The following is a 16,949-nucleotide window of genomic DNA, read 5'->3' as shown; positions in this document are numbered from 1 at the left end:
GGGTGGTCCCCGTGGAAGCACCCCTGGCCCTGTACCGGCGCTACCGGCCCGAGACGTTCGCCGAGGTCATCGGCCAGGAGCACGTCACCGAGCCGCTGCGTCACGCGCTGGCGAACAACCGGGTCAACCACGCCTACCTGTTCAGCGGCCCGCGCGGCTGCGGCAAGACGACCAGTGCCCGGATCCTGGCCCGCGCCCTCAACTGCGAGAAGGCGCCCATCTCGGACCCGTGCGGCGAGTGCCAGAGCTGCCGCGACCTCGCGCGCGGCGGGCCGGGCAGCATCGACGTCATCGAGATCGACGCGGCCAGCCACGGCGGCGTCGACGACGCCCGCGACCTGCGCGAGCGCGCGTTCTTCGCGCCCGTCAACAGCCGCTACAAGGTCTACATCATCGACGAGGCCCACATGGTCTCGCCGCAGGGGTTCAACGCGCTGCTCAAGCTCGTCGAGGAGCCGCCGCCGCACCTGAAGTTCATCTTCGCCACCACCGAGCCGGACAAGGTCATCGGCACGATCCGATCGCGTACGCACCACTACCCGTTCCGGCTCGTCCCGCCGAAGCTGCTCGGCGACTACATGCTGCAGCTGTGCCAGAGCGAGGGCGTCGGCCTCGAGCCCACCGCCCTGCCGCTCGTCGTGCGCGCCGGTGGCGGGTCGGTGCGTGACTCGCTCAGCGTGCTCGACCAGCTGCTGGCCGGCTCCGGACCCGAGGGCGTCACGTACGACCTCGCCGTCCAGCTGCTCGGCTACACGCCCGACTCGCTCCTGGACGAGTCCGTCGAGGGCTTCGCCGCCAGCGACGCCGCCACCGTCTTCGGCGTCGTCGACAAGGTCATCGAGTCCGGCCAGGACCCGCGCCGGTTCGCCGAGGACCTGCTGCAGCGCTTCCGCGACCTCGTCATCCTCAAGGCCGTGCCGAACGCCGCCGAGTCCGGCCTCATCGACACGCCCGCCGACCGGCGCGCCGTGCTGCAGCGTCAGGTCGCCGGGTTCGAGCCGACCGAGCTGACCCGCGCGGCCGACCTCGTCAGCGAGGCGCTCACCGAGTTCCGCGGCGCCACCGCCCCGCGCCTCATGCTCGAGCTGATGTGCGCGCGCATCCTCGTGCCCGGCGCCGACAACTCCGTCGAGGGCTTCCACGCCCGGCTCGACCGGCTCGAGCGCCGACTCTCCGGAGCCGCGCCGACGGCCGAGGTCGCCGCCCCGGCCGCCGCGCCGGCGCCCACTCCCGCCCCGAAGCCGGTCGAGGCTCCTGCTCCCGCGCCGAAGCCGGCCGAGGCTCCTGCTCCGGAGGCGGCGCAGCCGTCGGCCCCCGCCCAGCCCGCACCGCCCGCGCCCGAGCCCGCCCGCCCGCAGCCCGCGCCCGCCCCGGCACCGGCTGCCGCACCGTCGCGACCCGAGCCGGCCCCCCGGCCCGAGGCACCGGCCCCCGCCGCCACCCCCGGCGCCCTCACCACGGCGGACGTGCGCCGCATGTGGCCCCAGGTCCTCGAGCGCGTCCAGCACCTGCGCCGGTTCACGTGGGTCATGCTCAGCCAGAACGCCCAGGTCGCGGCGCTCGACGGCTCCACGCTGACGCTGGCCCTGGTCAACACCGGCGCGCGCGACTCGTTCGTCAAGAGCGGCTCGGACCAGATCGTCCAGCAGGCGCTGTCGGACGTCATGGCGGTCCAGTGGCGCATCGAGGCGATCGTCGACCCGTCCGCCACGCCGACCGGCAGCACGCCGGCGCCGCCCCCGGCGGCTCCCGCGCCGGCGGCCCCGGCGGAGTCCCGCGTGCCCGAGTCGGTGCGCGAGGCCCTGCGCCAGGGCCCCGTCGCCGTCGAGCGGATCGACCCCGACGCGGGCGTCGACCCCGACGACCCGGTCGTCGACGACGGCTCGCAGGACGCCGAGGCCCTGCTGGCCGAGCACCTCGGAGCCGAGATCATTGACGAGACTCCCTACGGCAGCTGACCCGTCGGCGCCGGTGCGCCGGCGACTCGACCTGGAGGCGTCGCCCACCGAGGTCCTGCGCCGGCTGCGCGGGCGTGACCGCCTCGTCGCGCTGATCGGCGCCTGGCACCACGGCGAGGCGCTCGTCGCGTGCGAGCCGGTCCGCGTGCTCGAGCGCTGGGACGACGTCGACCTCCCGCACACCGCCGCGGACGGCTTCGGCGGCGGGTGGATCGGCGCGTGGGGCTACCGACTCGCGCACCACGTGGAGGACCTCCCCGCGGACCCCGTGCGCCCGGTCCCCCAGCCCGACCACCGCGTCGGCTACTACGACCTCGTCCTGCGCCGGGTGCGCGGCACCTGGTGGCTCGAGTCGCTCGGCGAGCCCGACCCGGCACGCGCCGCCGACCTGCTGGCCGCCGTCTCCGAGGAGGCCGAGCCGCGACCGTTCCGCACCGGGCGGTTCGACCTGACGCCCTCGCCGGACGGGCACCGCGAGGCCGTCCGGAGGGCACTCGACCACATCGCCGCGGGCGACATCTTCCAGGTCAACCTGTGCGCGCGGCTCGAGGCGTCGTTCGAGGGCGATCCGCTCGACGCGTTCTGCGCCGGCGTCGAGCAGCTGCGCCCCGCGTACGCCGCCTACGTCGACTCCCCCGAGGGCACGATCGCGAGCCTCTCGCCCGAGCTGTTCCTGCGGCGCACGGGCGCCGAGGTGCTGACCTCGCCGATCAAGGGCACCGCGCCGCTGACCGCCGACCCCGACGAGCTCGCCGCGTCGGCCAAGAACCGCGCCGAGAACGTGATGATCGTCGACCTGATGCGCAACGACCTCGGCCGCGTGGGGGTGCCGGGCTCGGTGCGCGTGCCGACGCTCAACCGGGTCGAGCGGCACGCCGTCTGGCACCTCGTCTCGGACGTCGTGGCCCACCTGCCGCAGGGCACGGGCGACGGCGACCTGCTGCGCGCCACGTTCCCGCCCGGCTCGGTGACCGGGGCGCCCAAGGTGCGCGCGATGGAGATCATCGCCGAGCTCGAGGCGACCGGCCGCGAGGCCTACACGGGGGCGATCGGCCACGTGAGCGCCAGCGCGGGTCTTGAGCTCAACGTCGCGATCCGCACGTTCGAGTTCGGTCAGGGTCGCGTGTGGCTCGGCGTCGGCGGCGGCATCGTCGCGGACTCCGATCCCGACGACGAGTACGCCGAGTGCCTCGTGAAGGCGCGACCGCTCGTGCAGGGGATCGGCGGCCGGCTCGACCTCGAGGCGCACGTGCCTGCACCGGTGGTCCCGGCGCACCGACCGGCGCCGTCGTCCGGCCGCGCGGTCGACGCGGCCCGCGGGGTGTTCGAGACCGTCCTGGTCGTCGACGGCCGGGCGACCGGCCTCGAGGCACACCTGGCGCGACTCGACGCGAGCGTCCGCTCCGTCTACGGGTCGACCGTCCGCGCCGGCCTGGAGGAGGCCGTCCACCGGCGGGTGGCGGGACTCGGGGGACGCCACCGATTGCGGATCGATGCCGCCCCGGTGGACGGTGACGTGCGCGTCTCGATGACCGTCGCCGAGCTCGGCCCCGACCCGGCCGCCTGGGACCTCGAGCCCCTGCTCGTGCCGGGTGGCCTCGGGGAGCACAAGTGGGCGGACCGCGAGCGGCTGCCCGCCTCGGGCGAGCCGCTCGTGCTGGACACCGACGGGTCCGTCCTCGAGACCGGGCGTGGCAGCGTGTTCGCGGTCCTCGACGACGGCCTGCGCACCCCCGCCCTCGACGGCCGCCTGCTGCCGGGGACCACGCGTGCCCGGGTGATCGAGGCGGCCATGGCCCTCGGCATCCCGGTGCTCCAGCACCGCCTCACGACCGCCGACCTCGCCGCCGCGACCGAGGTCTTCGCGACCAACGCGCTGCGCGGCGTCGTCCCCGTGACCTCGTGCGAGGGCGTCGGCGCCTGGTCCCCCGGGCCGGTCACCGCCCGCCTCGCCGCCGCCCTCCGGGGAGACGGATCCTTCGACCTCGCGCCCACGGCCGATCCTGTACCCGTCGGGCCCGGATACGGGCGTGAGCGCCCCAAGGTCGGTCCGTCCCACCCGGGCCGGCCGCGGGTGCTGTTCGTCGACAACTACGACTCGTTCGTGTTCAACCTCGTGCAGTACGTCCGCGAACTCGGGGCGGACGCGGAGGTCGTGCGCAACGACGAGGCCTCCGTCGACGAGCTCACGGCCGGCGGGTTCACGCACGTCGTCGTCTCGCCCGGCCCGGGCACGCCCGCCGAGGCCGGCATCAGCGCCGACGTCGTCCGCCGCCTCGGTCCCACCACGCCCGTCCTCGGCGTGTGCCTGGGTCACCAGGTGATCGGCGAGGTCTTCGGCGCGCGCGTCGTGCGGGCCGACACCGTCGTCCACGGGAAGTCCTCGCTCGTGCACCACGACGGTCGAGGCGTGTTCGCCGGGCTGCCGTCGCCGCTGGTCTGCGCCCGCTACCACTCGCTCGTGGTCGAGGACCTGCCCGCCGAGCTCGAGGTCACCGCGCGCACCGGCGCGGGCGTCGTCATGGGGCTGCGCCACCGGGACTTGCCGATCGAGGGGGTCCAGATGCACCCCGAGTCCGTCCTGACGTCGCGCGGCCACGACCTGCTCGCCACGTTCCTGCACCGCTCACCCAGCGTCTGAGACACTGGGCGCACGGCCCCTCAGGCCGCCGGACGAGTGGAGTCGTACCCGGAGCGCGACAAGACGGCCACGAAGGAGTGCGTCATGTCGTGGATCGTCCTGATCGTCTCGGGCCTGTTCGAGGCCGTGTGGGCCACCGCCCTGGGCCGCAGCGAGGGCTTCACCAAGCTCGTCCCGTCGCTCGTGTTCGCGGGCGCCGTCGTCATCAGCATGGGCGGCCTCGCGTGGGCCATGCGGGACCTGCCCACCGGCACGTCCTACGCCGTGTGGGTCGCGATCGGCGCGGCCGGCACCGTCACGTGGGCGATGCTCACCGGCACCGAGCCCGCCTCCGTGGCCAAGATCGCGCTGCTCGTGGGCCTGGTCGGGTGCGTCATCGGCCTGAAGGTGCTGGACCACTGACTAGGCTGGCGGCGTGTACGAAAGCGTGATCCAGGACCTCATCGACGAGCTCGGACGACTGCCGGGCATCGGCCCGAAGAGCGCCCAGCGGATCGCCTTCCACCTGCTCGACGCCGACCCCGACGACGTCAAGCGGTTCGCCCAGACCCTCGTCGACGCCAAGACGAAGGTGCTGTTCTGCTCGATCTGCGGCAACGTCACGGTCGACACCACGTGCCGCATCTGCTCGGACCCGCGCCGCGACGGCAGCGTCCTGTGCGTCGTCGAGGAGAGCAAGGACGTCATCGCGATCGAGCGCACGCGCGAGTTCCGCGGCCGCTACCACGTGCTGGGCGGCGCGATCAGCCCGATCGCGGGCATCGGCCCCGACCAGCTGCGCATCAAGGAGCTGCTCGGCCGCCTGCAGGACGGCACCGTCACCGAGGTCATCATCGCCACCGACCCGAACCTCGAGGGCGAGGCCACGGCGACCTACCTCATGCGCATGCTCGTGCCGATCGGCCTGACCGTCACGAAGCTCGCGAGCGGCCTGCCCGTCGGCGGCGACCTCGAGTACGCCGACGAGGTCACCCTCGGCCGCGCCTTCGAGGGCCGCACGTCCGTCCGCTGAGGTGTCGGTTTCCCCGGTTCAGTAGGTTTCCTGTCACTTCACGAGGGTCGCGATCCTCGTGAAGTGACAGGAAACCTCGTCCAGTGAGGAAAACCCACTTAACCGGGGAAACTTCACCCGGTCCACGCGCCGGACTCGGGACGGGCAGCGGCAGGCGCTCACGTAGACTGGCCGAGGCGCAGCGTGGCGTCATGCCGTTGCGTACGCAGAACTCCCAGAGCAAGGAAGTCCCATGGGCATCGTCGTGCAGAAGTACGGCGGCTCGTCGGTGGCCGATGCCGCCAGCATCAAGCGAGTCGCCAACCGCATCGTGGCGACCAAGAAGGCCGGCCACGACGTGGTCGTGGTCGTGTCCGCGATGGGCGACACGACCGACGAGCTGATCGATCTCGCGAACCAGGTGTCGCCGCTGCCCCCGGGCCGCGAGCTCGACATGCTGCTGACCGCCGGCGAGCGCATCTCGATGGCGCTGCTGGCGATGGCGATCGAGACGCTCGGCCAGGAGGCGCGCAGCTTCACCGGCTCGCAGGCCGGCGTCATCACCGACGACGTCCACGGCAAGGCCAAGATCATCGACGTCACGCCCGGCCGCCTGCAGTCGGCGATCGACGACGGCGCGATCGTGATCGTCGCCGGCTTCCAGGGCGTCTCGCAGACCACGAAGGACATCACGACGCTCGGCCGCGGCGGCTCGGACACCACGGCGGTCGCCCTCGCGGCGGCGCTCAACGCCGACGTGTGCGAGATCTACACCGACGTCGACGGCATCTTCACCGCCGACCCGCGCATCGTGCCCACGGCCAGCCGCATCCCCGCGATCTCCTACGAGGAGACGCTCGAGATGGCCGCCAACGGCGCCAAGATCCTGCACCTGCGGTGCGTCGAGTACGCCCGCCGCAACCAGATGCCCATCCACGTGCGGTCGTCGTTCAGCGACAAGACCGGCACGTGGGTCGTGGCCGCCGAAGACGTCAGCAAGTACACGGAAGAAGGCAAGGCGATGGAGCACGCCATCATCTCCGGGGTCGCCCACGACCGCAGCGAGGCCAAGATCACCGTCGTCGGTGTCCCCGACAAGGTCGGCTACGCCGCCGCGATCCTGCGCGCCCTGGGCGAGGCCCGGATCAACATCGACATGATCGTCCAGAACGTGTCGGCTGCCGCCACCGCGCTCACGGACATCTCGTTCACGCTGCCGCGCGACGACGGCCAGACGGCGATGACCGCCCTCGCCCGCCTCAAGGACGAGATCGGCTTCGAGCGCCTGCAGTACGACGACAGCGTCGGCAAGGTCTCGATCGTCGGCGCCGGCATGCGCTCGCAGCCGGGCATCACGGCGACGTTCTTCGAGGCGCTCGCGAACGCCGGCGTCAACATCGGCATGATCTCGACCTCCGAGATCCGCATCTCGGTGGTCGTCGGCGAGAACGAGGTCGACGCCGCGGTCAACGCCGCCCACGAGGCCTTCGGCCTGGGCGCCGAGGACACCGAGGCCGTCGTGTACGGAGGGACCGGACGATGAGCGTGAAGATCGGAGTCGTCGGCGCGACCGGACAGGTCGGCGCCGTCATGCGCCAGCTGCTCGAGGAGCGGAACTTCCCCGCCTCCCAGGTCCGCTTCTTCGCCTCGGCCCGCTCGGCCGGCAAGACGCTGCCGTTCCGGGGCGAGGAGATCGTCGTCGAGGACACCGCCGAGGCGGACGTCTCCGACCTGGACATCGCGCTGTTCAGCGCAGGCGCCACGATGAGCAAGGTCCAGGCCCCGCGCTTCGCCGAGGCCGGCGTCACCGTCATCGACAACTCGTCGGCGTGGCGCAAGGACCCGAGCATCCCGCTCGTCGTCAGCGAGGTGAACCCGCACGACATCCCGGCGGGCGACTCCCCGCGCGGCCGCGGCATCATCGCCAACCCGAACTGCACCACGATGGCCGCCATGCCGGTCCTCAAGCCGCTGCACGACGCCGCGGGCCTCGTCCGGCTCACCGTCAGCAGCTACCAGGCGGTCTCGGGCTCGGGCCTGGCCGGCGTCGAGGAGCTGCACTCGCAGGCCCTCGCCACCGTCGAGAAGGCCGACGCGCTGACCCATGACGGTCACGCGATCGAGTTCCCCGCGCCGAGCAAGTACGTCAAGCCGATCGCGTTCAACGTGGTGGCGCTCGCGGGCTCGATCGTCGACGACGGCTCGTTCGAGACCGACGAGGAGCAGAAGCTGCGCAACGAGTCGCGCAAGATCCTCGGCCTGCCCGACCTGCGCGTCGCGGGCACGTGCGTGCGCGTGCCCGTCTTCACGGGCCACTCGCTGTCGATCCACGCCGAGTTCGCGAACGACATCACCCCCGAGCAGGCCACCGAGATCCTCTCGTCGGCGCCTGGTGTGCAGCTGGCCGACGTGCCGAACCCGCTCGACGCGGCCGGCCAGGACCCCAGCTTCGTCGGCCGCATCCGCCAGGACCGGTCGATCGAGGGCGACAAGGGCCTCGTGCTGTTCGTGACGGGCGACAACCTGCGCAAGGGTGCCGCGCTCAACACGATCCAGATCGCCGAGCTGCTGGTCTGATCCTCAGACGGTCCGCGTGAGGTACACGCTCAGCGGGTCGTCGGTGTAGTCCGCGAACGGCCCGCACGGGGTGAACCCGTGCCGGGCGTAGAGCCGGCGCGCGGGGGCGAAGTGGTCCTCCGCGCCGGTCTCGAGGCTCACCCGGGCGACTCCGCGCGCGCGTGCCTCGTCCAGCAGGAACAGCAGCACGGTCGTCGCGACGCCCCGTCCGCGGGCGCCCGCGGTCGTGCGCATCGACTTGACCTCGCCGAGGCCGTCGTCGTGCAGCTTGAGGGCGCCGCAGCCCAGCAGCGTGCCGTCCGCGTCGCGCGCCGTGACGAAGACGATGTCCGGCGCCGTCAGCCGACCCAGGTCGAGCGCATGGACGCTCTCGGGCGGCGAGGTCGCGTGCATCTCGTCGAGGTGCTCGGTCAGCAGGGCCGCGACGTCCGCGGCGGTGGGCGGCTCGACGGCGACCGCGATCGTCGCCTCAGCCACGGCCGAACGCCTCGAAGTCGTCGAGCACCTCGGGGTTCTGCAGCGCGCCCTTCGCGGCGGCCTCGTCGACCGGCGTGCCCCGCAGGATCTTCTTGACCGGCACCTCGAGCTTCTTGCCCGAGAGCGTGCGCGGCATGCCGCGGACCTGGTGGACCTCGTCGGGCACGTGGCGCGGCGAGAGCTTGGTCCGCAGCTCGGTGGCGATGCGCTTCGTCAGGGCGTCGTCGAGCCGCGCGCCCTCGACGAGCGCCACGAACAGCAGCAGCCGGCCGGCGCCGCCCTCGTCGTCCTCGAGGTGCACCACGAGGCTGTCGGCCACCTCGGGCAGCGACTCGACGACCGAGTAGAACTCCGAGGTGCCCAGTCGCACGCCGCCGCGGTTGAGCGTCGCGTCGCTGCGGCCGGTGATGGTGCACGAGCCGTACGACGTGATGCTGATCCAGTCGCCGTGGCGCCACACGCCCGGGTAGTCCTCGAAGTAGGCCGCGCGGTACCGCGAGCCGTCCTCGTCGCCCCAGAAGCCGACCGGCATCGAGGGCATGGGCTGCTTGATGACGAGCTCGCCCAGCTGGTCGCGCACGGGGTTGCCTTCGGGATCGAAGGCGTCGACGTCCGAGCCCAGCGCGCGGCACGAGATCTCGCCGGCGTACACCGGGACGGTGGGAGCGCTGGCGACGAAGGCCGCGCACGTGTCCGTGCCGCCCGAGACGGACGACAGCTGCACCGACGGGTCGAACTCCTCGTAGACCCAGCGGAAGCCCGCCTCGGGCAGTGGGGCGCCCGTGGAGCCGATCGCGCGCAGCGAGGACAGGTCGGCCTCCTGCGAGGGGTGCAGGCCCTCCTTGCGGCACTGGAGCAGGAAGGGCGCGCTCGTGCCGAAGTAGGTCAGCCCGAGCTCGCCGGCCATGCGCCACAGCGCGCCGAGGTCCGGGTGCGCGGGATTGCCGTCGACCATGACGATCGTGGCCCCCACGCCGATGCCGGAGACGAGGTAGTTCCACATCATCCAGCCGGTCGTGGAGAACCAGAAGAACCGGTCGGTGGGACCGAGGTCGCTCTGCAGGCTGAGCGCCTTGAGGTGCTCGATCGTGATGCCACCGTGGCCGTGCACGATCGGCTTGGGCAGACCCGTCGTGCCCGAGGAGAACAGCACGTAGAGGGGGGTGTCGAACGCCACCCGGGCGAACTCGAGCGGCGCCTCGCGCGCCGCGAAGTCGTGCCACGTGAGGGCGCCTTCCGGCGCGGGCGCCGCGGGGTCCAGGTACGGCAGCCACACGACGGTGCGGACGCTGGGCAGCGCGGCGGTGATCGTGGCGACCTGCTCGCGGCGGTCGATCGGCTTGTCGCCGTACCCGTACCCGTCGACCGCCAGCAGCACGACCGGCTCGATCTGGGTCCAGCGGTCGATGACGCTCTGGGTGCCGAACTCGGGGGCGCAGGAGGAGAAGATCGCGCCGAGGCTGGCGGCCGCCAGCATCATGACGAGCGTCTCGGGGATGTTGGGCGAGTAGGCCGCGACCCGGTCTCCGTGTCCGACGCCGAGGTCGACGAGCCCCTGCCGAGCCCGCGCCACCCGGTCGCGCAGCTGCGCGGCGGTCAGGCGGACCTCGTCGCGGCTCTGCGAGCGCGAGACCACCACGACGTCGTCGTCGGCGCGGCCGGGCATCCGCAGCATGGCCTCGGCGTAGTTCAGCCGGACGTCGGGGAACCAGCGCGCGCCGGGCATCGACGCGTCGGCCAGCACGGTGGACGGGTCGCCGTCGTACGGCAGGTCCAGGTACTCCAGCCAGGCGCCCCAGAAGCCGGCCACGTCGTCGACGGACCACTGCCACAGGGCGTCGTAGTCGGGGAGCTCGATCTGGCGCGTGCGGGTGACCCAGGCGGCGAACCGCTCGATCGCCGAGGTGCCCGTGAGGGGCGGGTTCCAGATGACGTCGGCCGGCATGGCGGCAGTCTAGGTGCGCAAGTGTCACATCCCCGCCAGGGCGCGCTCAGGGGACCGGGGCGCCCTCGACCATCAGCGCCGGCAGCGCGCCGTCGCGGCCCTCGGGGACGACCGGGCTCACCGGCTCGCAGGCCAGGGAGGGCAGGACGCAGCTGACGACCTGGCGGGCATGCACGACTCCCTCCTCCTGCTCGTCGACGTCCTCGGCGACGCCGAAGAACGTGCGCTCGTCACTCCAGCCCGCGAGGGTGAAGTGCCTCCACGGCGAGCCGATCGCGCGCCGGCGACCCGTCTCGGCGTCGTAGACGACGGCGTCGGACGGCCACGCGGTCGAGTCGAAGATCGTGCTGCGGTCCGGCGAGAGCCGGCCCACGGCGGCCAGCGTCGAGTCCGTCAGCTCCCGCGTCCGGCCCTCCCCGCGGATCCCGACGTGGAAGCCGTCCGGGAACAGGGTCTCGGCGCGGTCGGGGTAGACCTCGACCCCGTCCGCCCCGGTTCGCGCGCGGCGCGACGATCCGTCGTCGAGGTCGATCGTGGCGCCGTCGTAGAACAGGTGCTCGTCGCTGACCCCGTGCAGCAGCGGCATGACCTCCCCGTAGAGGTCGGCCAGGTCGTCCCCGCGATCGGGCTTCTCGTCGGGGGTCCGGTACAACTGCTCGCCCGTGCGCGTGTCGAAGGCGGCCACCTGCATGACGTGCGTGCCGTACTGGTCGGTGGGTCCACGCGACTGGTCCACCGTGGCGAGCACCGTGTGGTCCGCCGACACGGCGAGGTTGCCCCAGCCGACGTCCTCGACCCGCTGCGTCTCGCCCTCGGCGCTGGTGAACATCAGCGTCCCGCCGCGCATCCAGTAGGCGCCCGTCGCGCCGAGCACGAACTGGTCGACCCCGCCGCCGAGCCGGACGGTGGCGGCGCCCACGTGGAGCGTCCCGTCATGGAGCCACGCCGGCGCGCTCGCGTCCCACGTGGTCGGTCCGACGGGCAGGGAGAAGGCGGGATCCTTCGTGTCGGGCGAGGGCGATCCGGCACAGGCGGCCACCACGGCTCCGGTCAGCACCGCGGCCAGCACGCCTCTGGGGGTCACCGCGCCATCGTGACATGGCGGAGGGGAAGAGCAGAGCCCCCGGGTCCAGTGGACCCGGGGGCTCCGGTTGGTCGGGGTGACAGGATTTGAACCTGCGGCCTCGTCGTCCCGAACGACGCGCGCTACCAAGCTGCGCCACACCCCGTGCAACCTCGGAAATCTTACCCGGTCAAGGTGAGGACTGTCGCCTCGGGTCGGCAACAGAACCGAAAAGGCGTGTACGGAGACGTCCCGCAGCCCGCGGAGACGTGGAGATACGAGGCCTCGCTGCCCGGCGTCCGGTGGGTGTGGAGGCCGTTCGCGCGGGCCGTGTCGAGGTCGCAGTTCGTCACCAGCGCGCCGATCCCGGGCAGCTGCAGCTGGCCCCCGTGCGTGTGGCCGGCGAGCAGCAGCTCGTTGCCCGCGCGGTTGAACGAGTCCAGCACGCGCAGGTACGGCGCGTGCGCGACGCCGACGCGCAGGTCGGCCGTGGCGTCCGCGGGCGCGTGGTCGAGCCGGTCGTAGCGCAGGTGCGGGTCGTCGACGCCCGTGAACGCGATGCGCGTGCCGTTGACCGTCAGCTCCCCGCGGGCGTTGTTGAGGTCGAGCCACCCTCCGCGCGACAGCTCGGACCGCAGCCGCTCATAGGGCAGGTCCTTCTCGCGCTCCCAGTCACCGCCCTTGTCGACGCCCGTGCCGCCGGTCAGGTACGCCGTCGGGCTCTTGAGGTGGGGCGCGAAGTAGTCATTCGAGCCGAACACGAACACGCCGGGCACGTCGAGCAGCGCGCCGAGCTCCTGGACGAGGGGACCGACGGAGTCGGGGTGCGCCAGGTTGTCGCCCGTGTCGACCACGAGGTCCGGCTCCAGGCCGGCGAGCGACCGGAGCCACTCCCGCTTGGCCGCCTGACCGGGCACGAGGTGGATGTCGGACAGGTGCAGCACGCGGATCGGGGCGTGCCCCGCGGGCAGCACGGGGGCGGTGACCTCGCGCACCACGAACCTGCGGGTCGCCTCGACGTACGAGTAGGCGAGCGTGCCGAGCCCGAGAGCGGTCGTCGCGGTCAGCAGTCGGGCCAGGCGCATGCCGGCCAGCCTAGTCACGGCCGGGAAGGTGGTCTCGATACGCGGCTCGTCCCTCGCCCGCTACTCGACCACCGGTGGTCCCTCGCCCGCTACTCGACCACTGGTGGTCCCTCGCCCGCCACTCGACCACGGGGGTCTCCGGTGATCGAGTGGCTCGCGAGCTTGCGAGCGGCGTATCGAGATCACGTCGACGACGTCAGATCCAGCCGTGCTCGTAGGCGTGCGCCGCGGCCTCGTGACGCGACGAGGTGTCCGTCTTCGCCATCGCGCTCGACAGGTAGTTCCGCACCGTCCCCTCGGCGAGGTGCAGCGTGGCCGCGATCTCGGCGACGGAGGCGTGACGGCGAGTGAGCCGCAGCGCGTCGAGCTCGCGGTCGGTCAGCGGACAGGCCTCGGCGTCCAGCGCCGCGGCGGCGACCTCGGAGTCGACGTAGCGCTTGCCGGCCGCCACCTCGCGGATGACCTGGGCGAGCGCCGACACGGGACTGGACTTCGGGACGAACCCGGCGATTCCCGCGGCCATCGCCCGGCGCAGGACCCCCGGGCGCGCGTGCCGGGTCATGAGGATCGAGCGCGCGGGCGCGGGGACCTGCGTCGCGACCTCGATGCCGTCCGTGGGCGGCATCTCGAGGTCGAGCAGGACCACGTCGGGCGTCCCGGCGCGCACGACGTCGAGCCCCTCGGCACCGTTGCCCGCTTCGCCCACCACCTCGAGGTCCTCCTCGAGCGCGAGCAGGGCCACGATGGCCGAGCGGATCATCTCCTCGTCGTCGATCACGACCACCCGGATCACAGCTCCACCTCCACCGCGAAGCGCTCCTCGTCCCGGCGGACCACCAGTCGCCCGCCGCCCGCGGCGACGCGCTCGGTCAGGGCGGCCAGCCCGGTGCCCGTCCCCGCGTCGGCGCTGTCGGCGCCGTCGTTCACGATGCTGAGCCGCTCGGGCGTCGCGTCGATGCGCACGGTGGTGGCGGTGCTGTGCCGCAGGATGTTCGTGGTCGCCTCGCGCAGCGCCAGGGCGAACAGCGGCTCGTCGAGGCCGTCGGGACACGTCACGGTGACCTCGGCGCCCGCGGCCTCCAGCACGGCGGCGGCGTTCGCGATCTCTTCGCGCAGGCTCGTGCGGCGGTATCCGCGCACGATCTCCTTCGTCTCGGCGATGGCCGTGCGCGCCACCTGCTGCACCTGCGCCATCGCGGCGCGGGCCGCCTCGGGGTCGCGGTCGAGCTGGCGCTCGGCCAGCTCGGCCTGCAGGGCGATGACCTGCAGGTGGTGGCCCTGGACGTCGTGCAGGTCCGCCGCCAGCCGCAGCCGCTCGCGCACGGCCGCGAGGTCGGCCTCGGCCTCACCGCTCGAGCGCACCTGCAGCATGAGCTGCCACAACCAGACCTGGAAGACCGAGACCGCCGGCAGGAACAGGGCGATGAAGCCCAGCGCGTAGGCACCGCCCCAGTCAAGCCCGCGCAGCTGGTCCCAGCCCGCCACGGCGTACAGCGCCACGAGCACCGGCAGCGCGACGAGCAGCAGGGTGTTGCGGCGGCGCGGAGCGACGTCGATGGCCAGGAACGACACGACGAGCCACGGCACCAGCACGATGCCCGGCGGGAAGACCGGCGACAGCCACGCGAGGGGGTACACCAGCAGGGCGGGAGCCAGCAGGACCGCGCGCCGCGACCACGACAGGCGCTCCTGCCCGAGCCCGGCCTTCGCCTCCGCGATGAGCGGCCGGCACGAGAACCACGCGACCACCGCGATCACGACCAGCAGGAGCAGGTTGCGCACCACGGCGGTGCCGGCGGCGAGGTCGGCCAGGCTGCGCGCCACCGGACCGATCAGCCCGAACCCGACGTAGATCCACAGGCTCGACGCCGTGTAGCGCCACGTCGCGACGAAGCCGTCGGGGTTGGTCCTCACGCCCCCGACCGTAACCGAGACCGCGCATGACAGATGTCATCGGAACTCGTGAGACGGCGCGCTGGTGGGCCACGGCCCGGCCCCGCGAGGGTGGAGGCATGGAGACCAACGACACCGCCGTGGTCGAGGCCCGGGGACTCACGTGCTCGTACGGCGACTTCACCGCCGTCCGCGACGTCGACCTGACCGTGCACCGCGGTGAGCTCTTCGCCCTGCTCGGCACCAACGGCGCGGGCAAGACCACGACCATGGAGACCCTCGAGGGGCATCGCGGCGCCGACGGAGGGCAGGTGCGCATCCTGGGACTGGACCCCGTCGCCGACCGCGCCTCGCTGCGACCCCGGCTCGGCATCATGCTGCAGGAGTCGGGCTTCGCCGGCGACCTCACGGTGCGCGAGACCGTCGACCTGTGGGCCAGCCTGACCACCGACCCGGCTCCGAGCGTCGAGGCGCTGGAGCGCCTGGCCCTCGCGGACCGCGCCGACACGCGGGTGGTCCAGCTCTCGGGCGGCCAGCGACGGCGGCTCGACCTGATCCTCGCGACGCTGAACCGGCCCGATGTCCTGTTCCTGGACGAGCCGACCGCCGGCCTCGACCCGGAGTCGCGCGAGTCCACCTGGCGGTTCGTCGCGGACCTCAAGGCGAACGGCACGACCGTCGTGCTGACGACGCACTACCTCGAGGAGGCCGAGGCCCTCGCCGATCGCGTCGCGATCATGCACGAGGGCCGCATCGCCACGGAGGGCACGCTGTCCGAGGTCATCGGCACCGCACCCGCCGCGATCGAGTTCAGCATCGCCGGCCGCCCGGGCGCCGACCTGGAGCGCGAGCTGCGGACCGTCGTCGATCCCGTCGGCCTGCAGATCGAGGCCGACCGGGTCCGCCTCGACGTCGACGACCTGCAGACGTCCCTGTCGCGGCTCCTGCACTGGGCCGACCAGCACGGCCACCGCCTCGAACGGCTCAACGCATCCGAGGCGAGCCTCTCCGAGATCTTCGCCCGCGTCAGCCACGCCCGACTGGAGGACGCCTCATGAGCACCACGACCGCCTCGCCGACCTCGATCGCCCGCATCCGGGCCATCGCCGGCTCCGAGTTCCGCCTGATCACCCGTTCCAAGGCCGTGCTGTTCAGCGCCACGGCGCTGCCGTTGATGTTCGCGGTGTTCCTGTTCGTGCAGCGCGACGCCGCCGTCGAGGCCTCCGGCGACTCCGCCGCGTCCGTCGGCATGGTCTCGATGGTCGTCATGTTCTTCGTGATGTTCACCGTGTACATCACGGCCACGACGACCCTCGTGACGCGGCGCCAGGACCTGTTCCTCAAGCGGCTGCGCTCGGGCGAGTCCCCTGACCTGGTGATCCTGGCCGGGCTGCTGCTGCCGCCCGTCGTGCTGTGCCTGGTGCAGACCGCCGTCGTCATGGTCGTGATGGTCGCCCTCGGCAACGGCGTGCCGGAGGCGTGGTGGTGGCTCGTGCTGGCCTTGGTCGGACTGCTGGCCGCGTCCGTCACCGCGGCCACTGCGACCGCCGCGCTGACGCCGAATGCCAGCGCCGCCCAGATCTCGAGCATGCCGTTCGTGGGGCTCGCCCTCGGCACGCTGATCGCCTCGCCCATGACCGAGAGCCGCTGGCTCGACCTCACACCGGGCGGAGCCGTCGTGACGCTCGTGCGAGCCGCCTACGACATCGACGTGTACGGCAGCGTGGGCGTCGCGATCGCGGGCCTGGCGCTGTGGACCTACCTCGGGTACGACCTCACGAAGCGCCTCTTCAGGTGGGAGCCGCGGCACTGACGGAACCGGCGCGGAGGCGGTGGGAGAATGGACGCATGTCAGCTCTCAAGGACCGCCTCCGCGACGACCTCAACTCCGCCCTCAAGGCACGCGACGCCCTGCGCACCTCGGTCATCCGCATGGCGCTGGCCGCGATCACGAACGCCGAGGTCGCCGGGAAGGAAGCCCGCGAGCTGACCGACGAGGACGTCGTCGGCGTGCTGTCCAGCGAGGCCAAGAAGCGCCGCGAGTCCGCCACCGCGTTCGACGAGGGCGGCCGCCCCGAGCTGGCGCAGAAGGAGCGCGACGAGGCCGCGATCCTCGCCGACTACCTGCCCGAGGCGCTCAGCGAGGAGGAGATCGCCGCGATCATCGACGAGGCGATCGAGCAGACCGGCGCCGCCGGCGAGGGCATGAAGGCCATGGGCAAGGTCATGGGCATCGTGACGGCGAGGACCAAGGGCCGCGCCGACGGCGGCGCCGTCGCCGCCGAGGTGCGCCGCCGCCTGAGCTCCTGACGCGCGACG

General features: G+C 72.6%; 15 protein-coding genes, 1 tRNA gene and 1 riboswitch. Of the genes, 9 read left to right on the top strand and 7 right to left on the bottom strand.

The genetic code is table 11. The annotated features are described in order from the left end of the window. The first annotated feature begins 11 nt into the window (after positions 1 to 11). The 6 genes from AB3M81_RS11940 (at position 12) to AB3M81_RS11910 (ending at position 8,167) form a co-directional block, all read left to right on the top strand. The gene (locus AB3M81_RS11940; RefSeq protein WP_412904131.1) at positions 12 to 1,958 is read left to right on the top strand and encodes a DNA polymerase III subunit gamma and tau; all 1,947 of its coding nucleotides are present in this window, start codon (positions 12 to 14) and stop codon (positions 1,956 to 1,958) included. A 13-nt stretch (positions 1,959 to 1,971) separates the two neighbouring features. Then, entirely contained in the window at positions 1,972 to 4,599 is a 2,628-nt protein-coding gene (locus AB3M81_RS11935; protein WP_489671974.1) for an aminodeoxychorismate synthase component I, read from the top strand. A gap of 8 nt (positions 4,600 to 4,607) precedes the next feature. Then, a riboswitch (guanidine-III (ykkC-III) riboswitch) is annotated at positions 4,608 to 4,673 on the top strand. Between the two features lie 10 nt (positions 4,674 to 4,683). Beyond that, the gene (locus tag AB3M81_RS11925) at positions 4,684 to 5,001 is read left to right on the top strand and encodes a DMT family transporter (RefSeq protein ID WP_412904130.1); all 318 of its coding nucleotides are present in this window, start codon (positions 4,684 to 4,686) and stop codon (positions 4,999 to 5,001) included. A gap of 13 nt (positions 5,002 to 5,014) precedes the next feature. After that, positions 5,015 to 5,611, top strand: coding sequence for a recombination mediator RecR (recR, locus tag AB3M81_RS11920; protein WP_412904129.1), 597 nt, complete (start codon positions 5,015 to 5,017; stop codon positions 5,609 to 5,611). A 232-nt stretch (positions 5,612 to 5,843) separates the two neighbouring features. Then, complete coding sequence (locus AB3M81_RS11915) at positions 5,844 to 7,133, top strand: aspartate kinase (protein WP_412904128.1); 1,290 nt, start codon at positions 5,844 to 5,846, stop codon at positions 7,131 to 7,133. Beyond that, positions 7,130 to 8,167, top strand: coding sequence for an aspartate-semialdehyde dehydrogenase (locus AB3M81_RS11910; RefSeq protein ID WP_412904127.1), 1,038 nt, complete (start codon positions 7,130 to 7,132; stop codon positions 8,165 to 8,167). Before AB3M81_RS11915 ends, AB3M81_RS11910 begins: the two co-directional genes overlap by 4 nt. Before the next feature lie 3 nt (positions 8,168 to 8,170). Here the strand turns inward: AB3M81_RS11910 and AB3M81_RS11905 are convergent, their stop codons facing one another. The 7 genes from AB3M81_RS11905 to AB3M81_RS11875 form a co-directional block, all read right to left on the bottom strand. Beyond that, positions 8,171 to 8,644: a GNAT family N-acetyltransferase gene (locus AB3M81_RS11905; protein WP_412904126.1), complete on the bottom strand. Its 474-nt coding sequence runs from the start codon at positions 8,642 to 8,644 to the stop codon at positions 8,171 to 8,173. Further along, on the bottom strand, positions 8,637 to 10,589 hold the full coding sequence (locus tag AB3M81_RS11900; RefSeq protein WP_412904125.1) for an acetoacetate--CoA ligase: 1,953 nt from the start codon (positions 10,587 to 10,589) through the stop codon (positions 8,637 to 8,639). The genes AB3M81_RS11905 and AB3M81_RS11900 overlap by 8 nt, the downstream gene beginning before the upstream one ends. Before the next feature lie 46 nt (positions 10,590 to 10,635). Then, entirely contained in the window at positions 10,636 to 11,673 is a 1,038-nt protein-coding gene (locus tag AB3M81_RS11895; RefSeq protein WP_412904124.1) for a hypothetical protein, read from the bottom strand. A 68-nt stretch (positions 11,674 to 11,741) separates the two neighbouring features. Then, positions 11,742 to 11,818: transfer RNA gene (locus tag AB3M81_RS11890), tRNA-Pro, on the bottom strand. Between the two features lie 16 nt (positions 11,819 to 11,834). After that, entirely contained in the window at positions 11,835 to 12,737 is a 903-nt protein-coding gene (locus AB3M81_RS11885; protein ID WP_412904123.1) for a metallophosphoesterase, read from the bottom strand. A gap of 196 nt (positions 12,738 to 12,933) precedes the next feature. After that, positions 12,934 to 13,530: a response regulator transcription factor gene (locus tag AB3M81_RS11880; RefSeq protein ID WP_412904122.1), complete on the bottom strand. Its 597-nt coding sequence runs from the start codon at positions 13,528 to 13,530 to the stop codon at positions 12,934 to 12,936. Next, entirely contained in the window at positions 13,527 to 14,651 is a 1,125-nt protein-coding gene (locus tag AB3M81_RS11875) for a sensor histidine kinase (RefSeq protein WP_412904121.1), read from the bottom strand. Before AB3M81_RS11875 ends, AB3M81_RS11880 begins: the two co-directional genes overlap by 4 nt. A 98-nt stretch (positions 14,652 to 14,749) precedes the next feature. Here AB3M81_RS11875 and AB3M81_RS11870 point away from each other — a divergent pair, with 98 nt between their 5' ends. Genes AB3M81_RS11870 through AB3M81_RS11860 form a run of 3 tightly spaced genes read left to right on the top strand, consistent with a single transcriptional unit; the run spans position 14,750 to position 16,940 of the window. Continuing rightward, positions 14,750 to 15,688, top strand: coding sequence for an ABC transporter ATP-binding protein (locus tag AB3M81_RS11870; RefSeq protein WP_412904120.1), 939 nt, complete (start codon positions 14,750 to 14,752; stop codon positions 15,686 to 15,688). After that, on the top strand, positions 15,685 to 16,443 hold the full coding sequence (locus AB3M81_RS11865) for an ABC transporter permease (protein WP_412904119.1): 759 nt from the start codon (positions 15,685 to 15,687) through the stop codon (positions 16,441 to 16,443). Before AB3M81_RS11870 ends, AB3M81_RS11865 begins: the two co-directional genes overlap by 4 nt. Positions 16,444 to 16,478: 35 nt before the next feature. After that, entirely contained in the window at positions 16,479 to 16,940 is a 462-nt protein-coding gene (locus tag AB3M81_RS11860; RefSeq protein WP_412904118.1) for a GatB/YqeY domain-containing protein, read from the top strand. Positions 16,941 to 16,949 lie beyond the last annotated feature (9 nt).

Origin of the sequence: Aeromicrobium jepli (assembly GCF_047246605.1) — a bacterium.
Lineage (GTDB): Bacteria > Actinomycetota > Actinomycetes > Propionibacteriales > Nocardioidaceae > Aeromicrobium.
This window is presented reverse-complemented; position numbering and strand designations above follow the sequence as displayed.

Excerpts from the sequence above, each read along its gene's own strand:
- AB3M81_RS11915 (WP_412904128.1), top strand. The coding sequence starts at position 5,844 with ATGGGCATCGTCGTGCAGAAGTACGGCGGCTCGTCGGTGGCCGATGCC.
- AB3M81_RS11885 (WP_412904123.1), bottom strand. The coding sequence starts at position 12,737 with ATGCGCCTGGCCCGACTGCTGACCGCGACGACCGCTCTCGGGCTCGGC.
- AB3M81_RS11900 (WP_412904125.1), bottom strand. The coding sequence starts at position 10,589 with ATGCCGGCCGACGTCATCTGGAACCCGCCCCTCACGGGCACCTCGGCG.
- AB3M81_RS11860 (WP_412904118.1), top strand. The coding sequence starts at position 16,479 with ATGTCAGCTCTCAAGGACCGCCTCCGCGACGACCTCAACTCCGCCCTC.
- AB3M81_RS11865 (WP_412904119.1), top strand. The coding sequence starts at position 15,685 with ATGAGCACCACGACCGCCTCGCCGACCTCGATCGCCCGCATCCGGGCC.
- AB3M81_RS11910 (WP_412904127.1), top strand. The coding sequence starts at position 7,130 with ATGAGCGTGAAGATCGGAGTCGTCGGCGCGACCGGACAGGTCGGCGCC.
- AB3M81_RS11870 (WP_412904120.1), top strand. The coding sequence starts at position 14,750 with ATGGAGACCAACGACACCGCCGTGGTCGAGGCCCGGGGACTCACGTGC.
- AB3M81_RS11925 (WP_412904130.1), top strand. The coding sequence starts at position 4,684 with ATGTCGTGGATCGTCCTGATCGTCTCGGGCCTGTTCGAGGCCGTGTGG.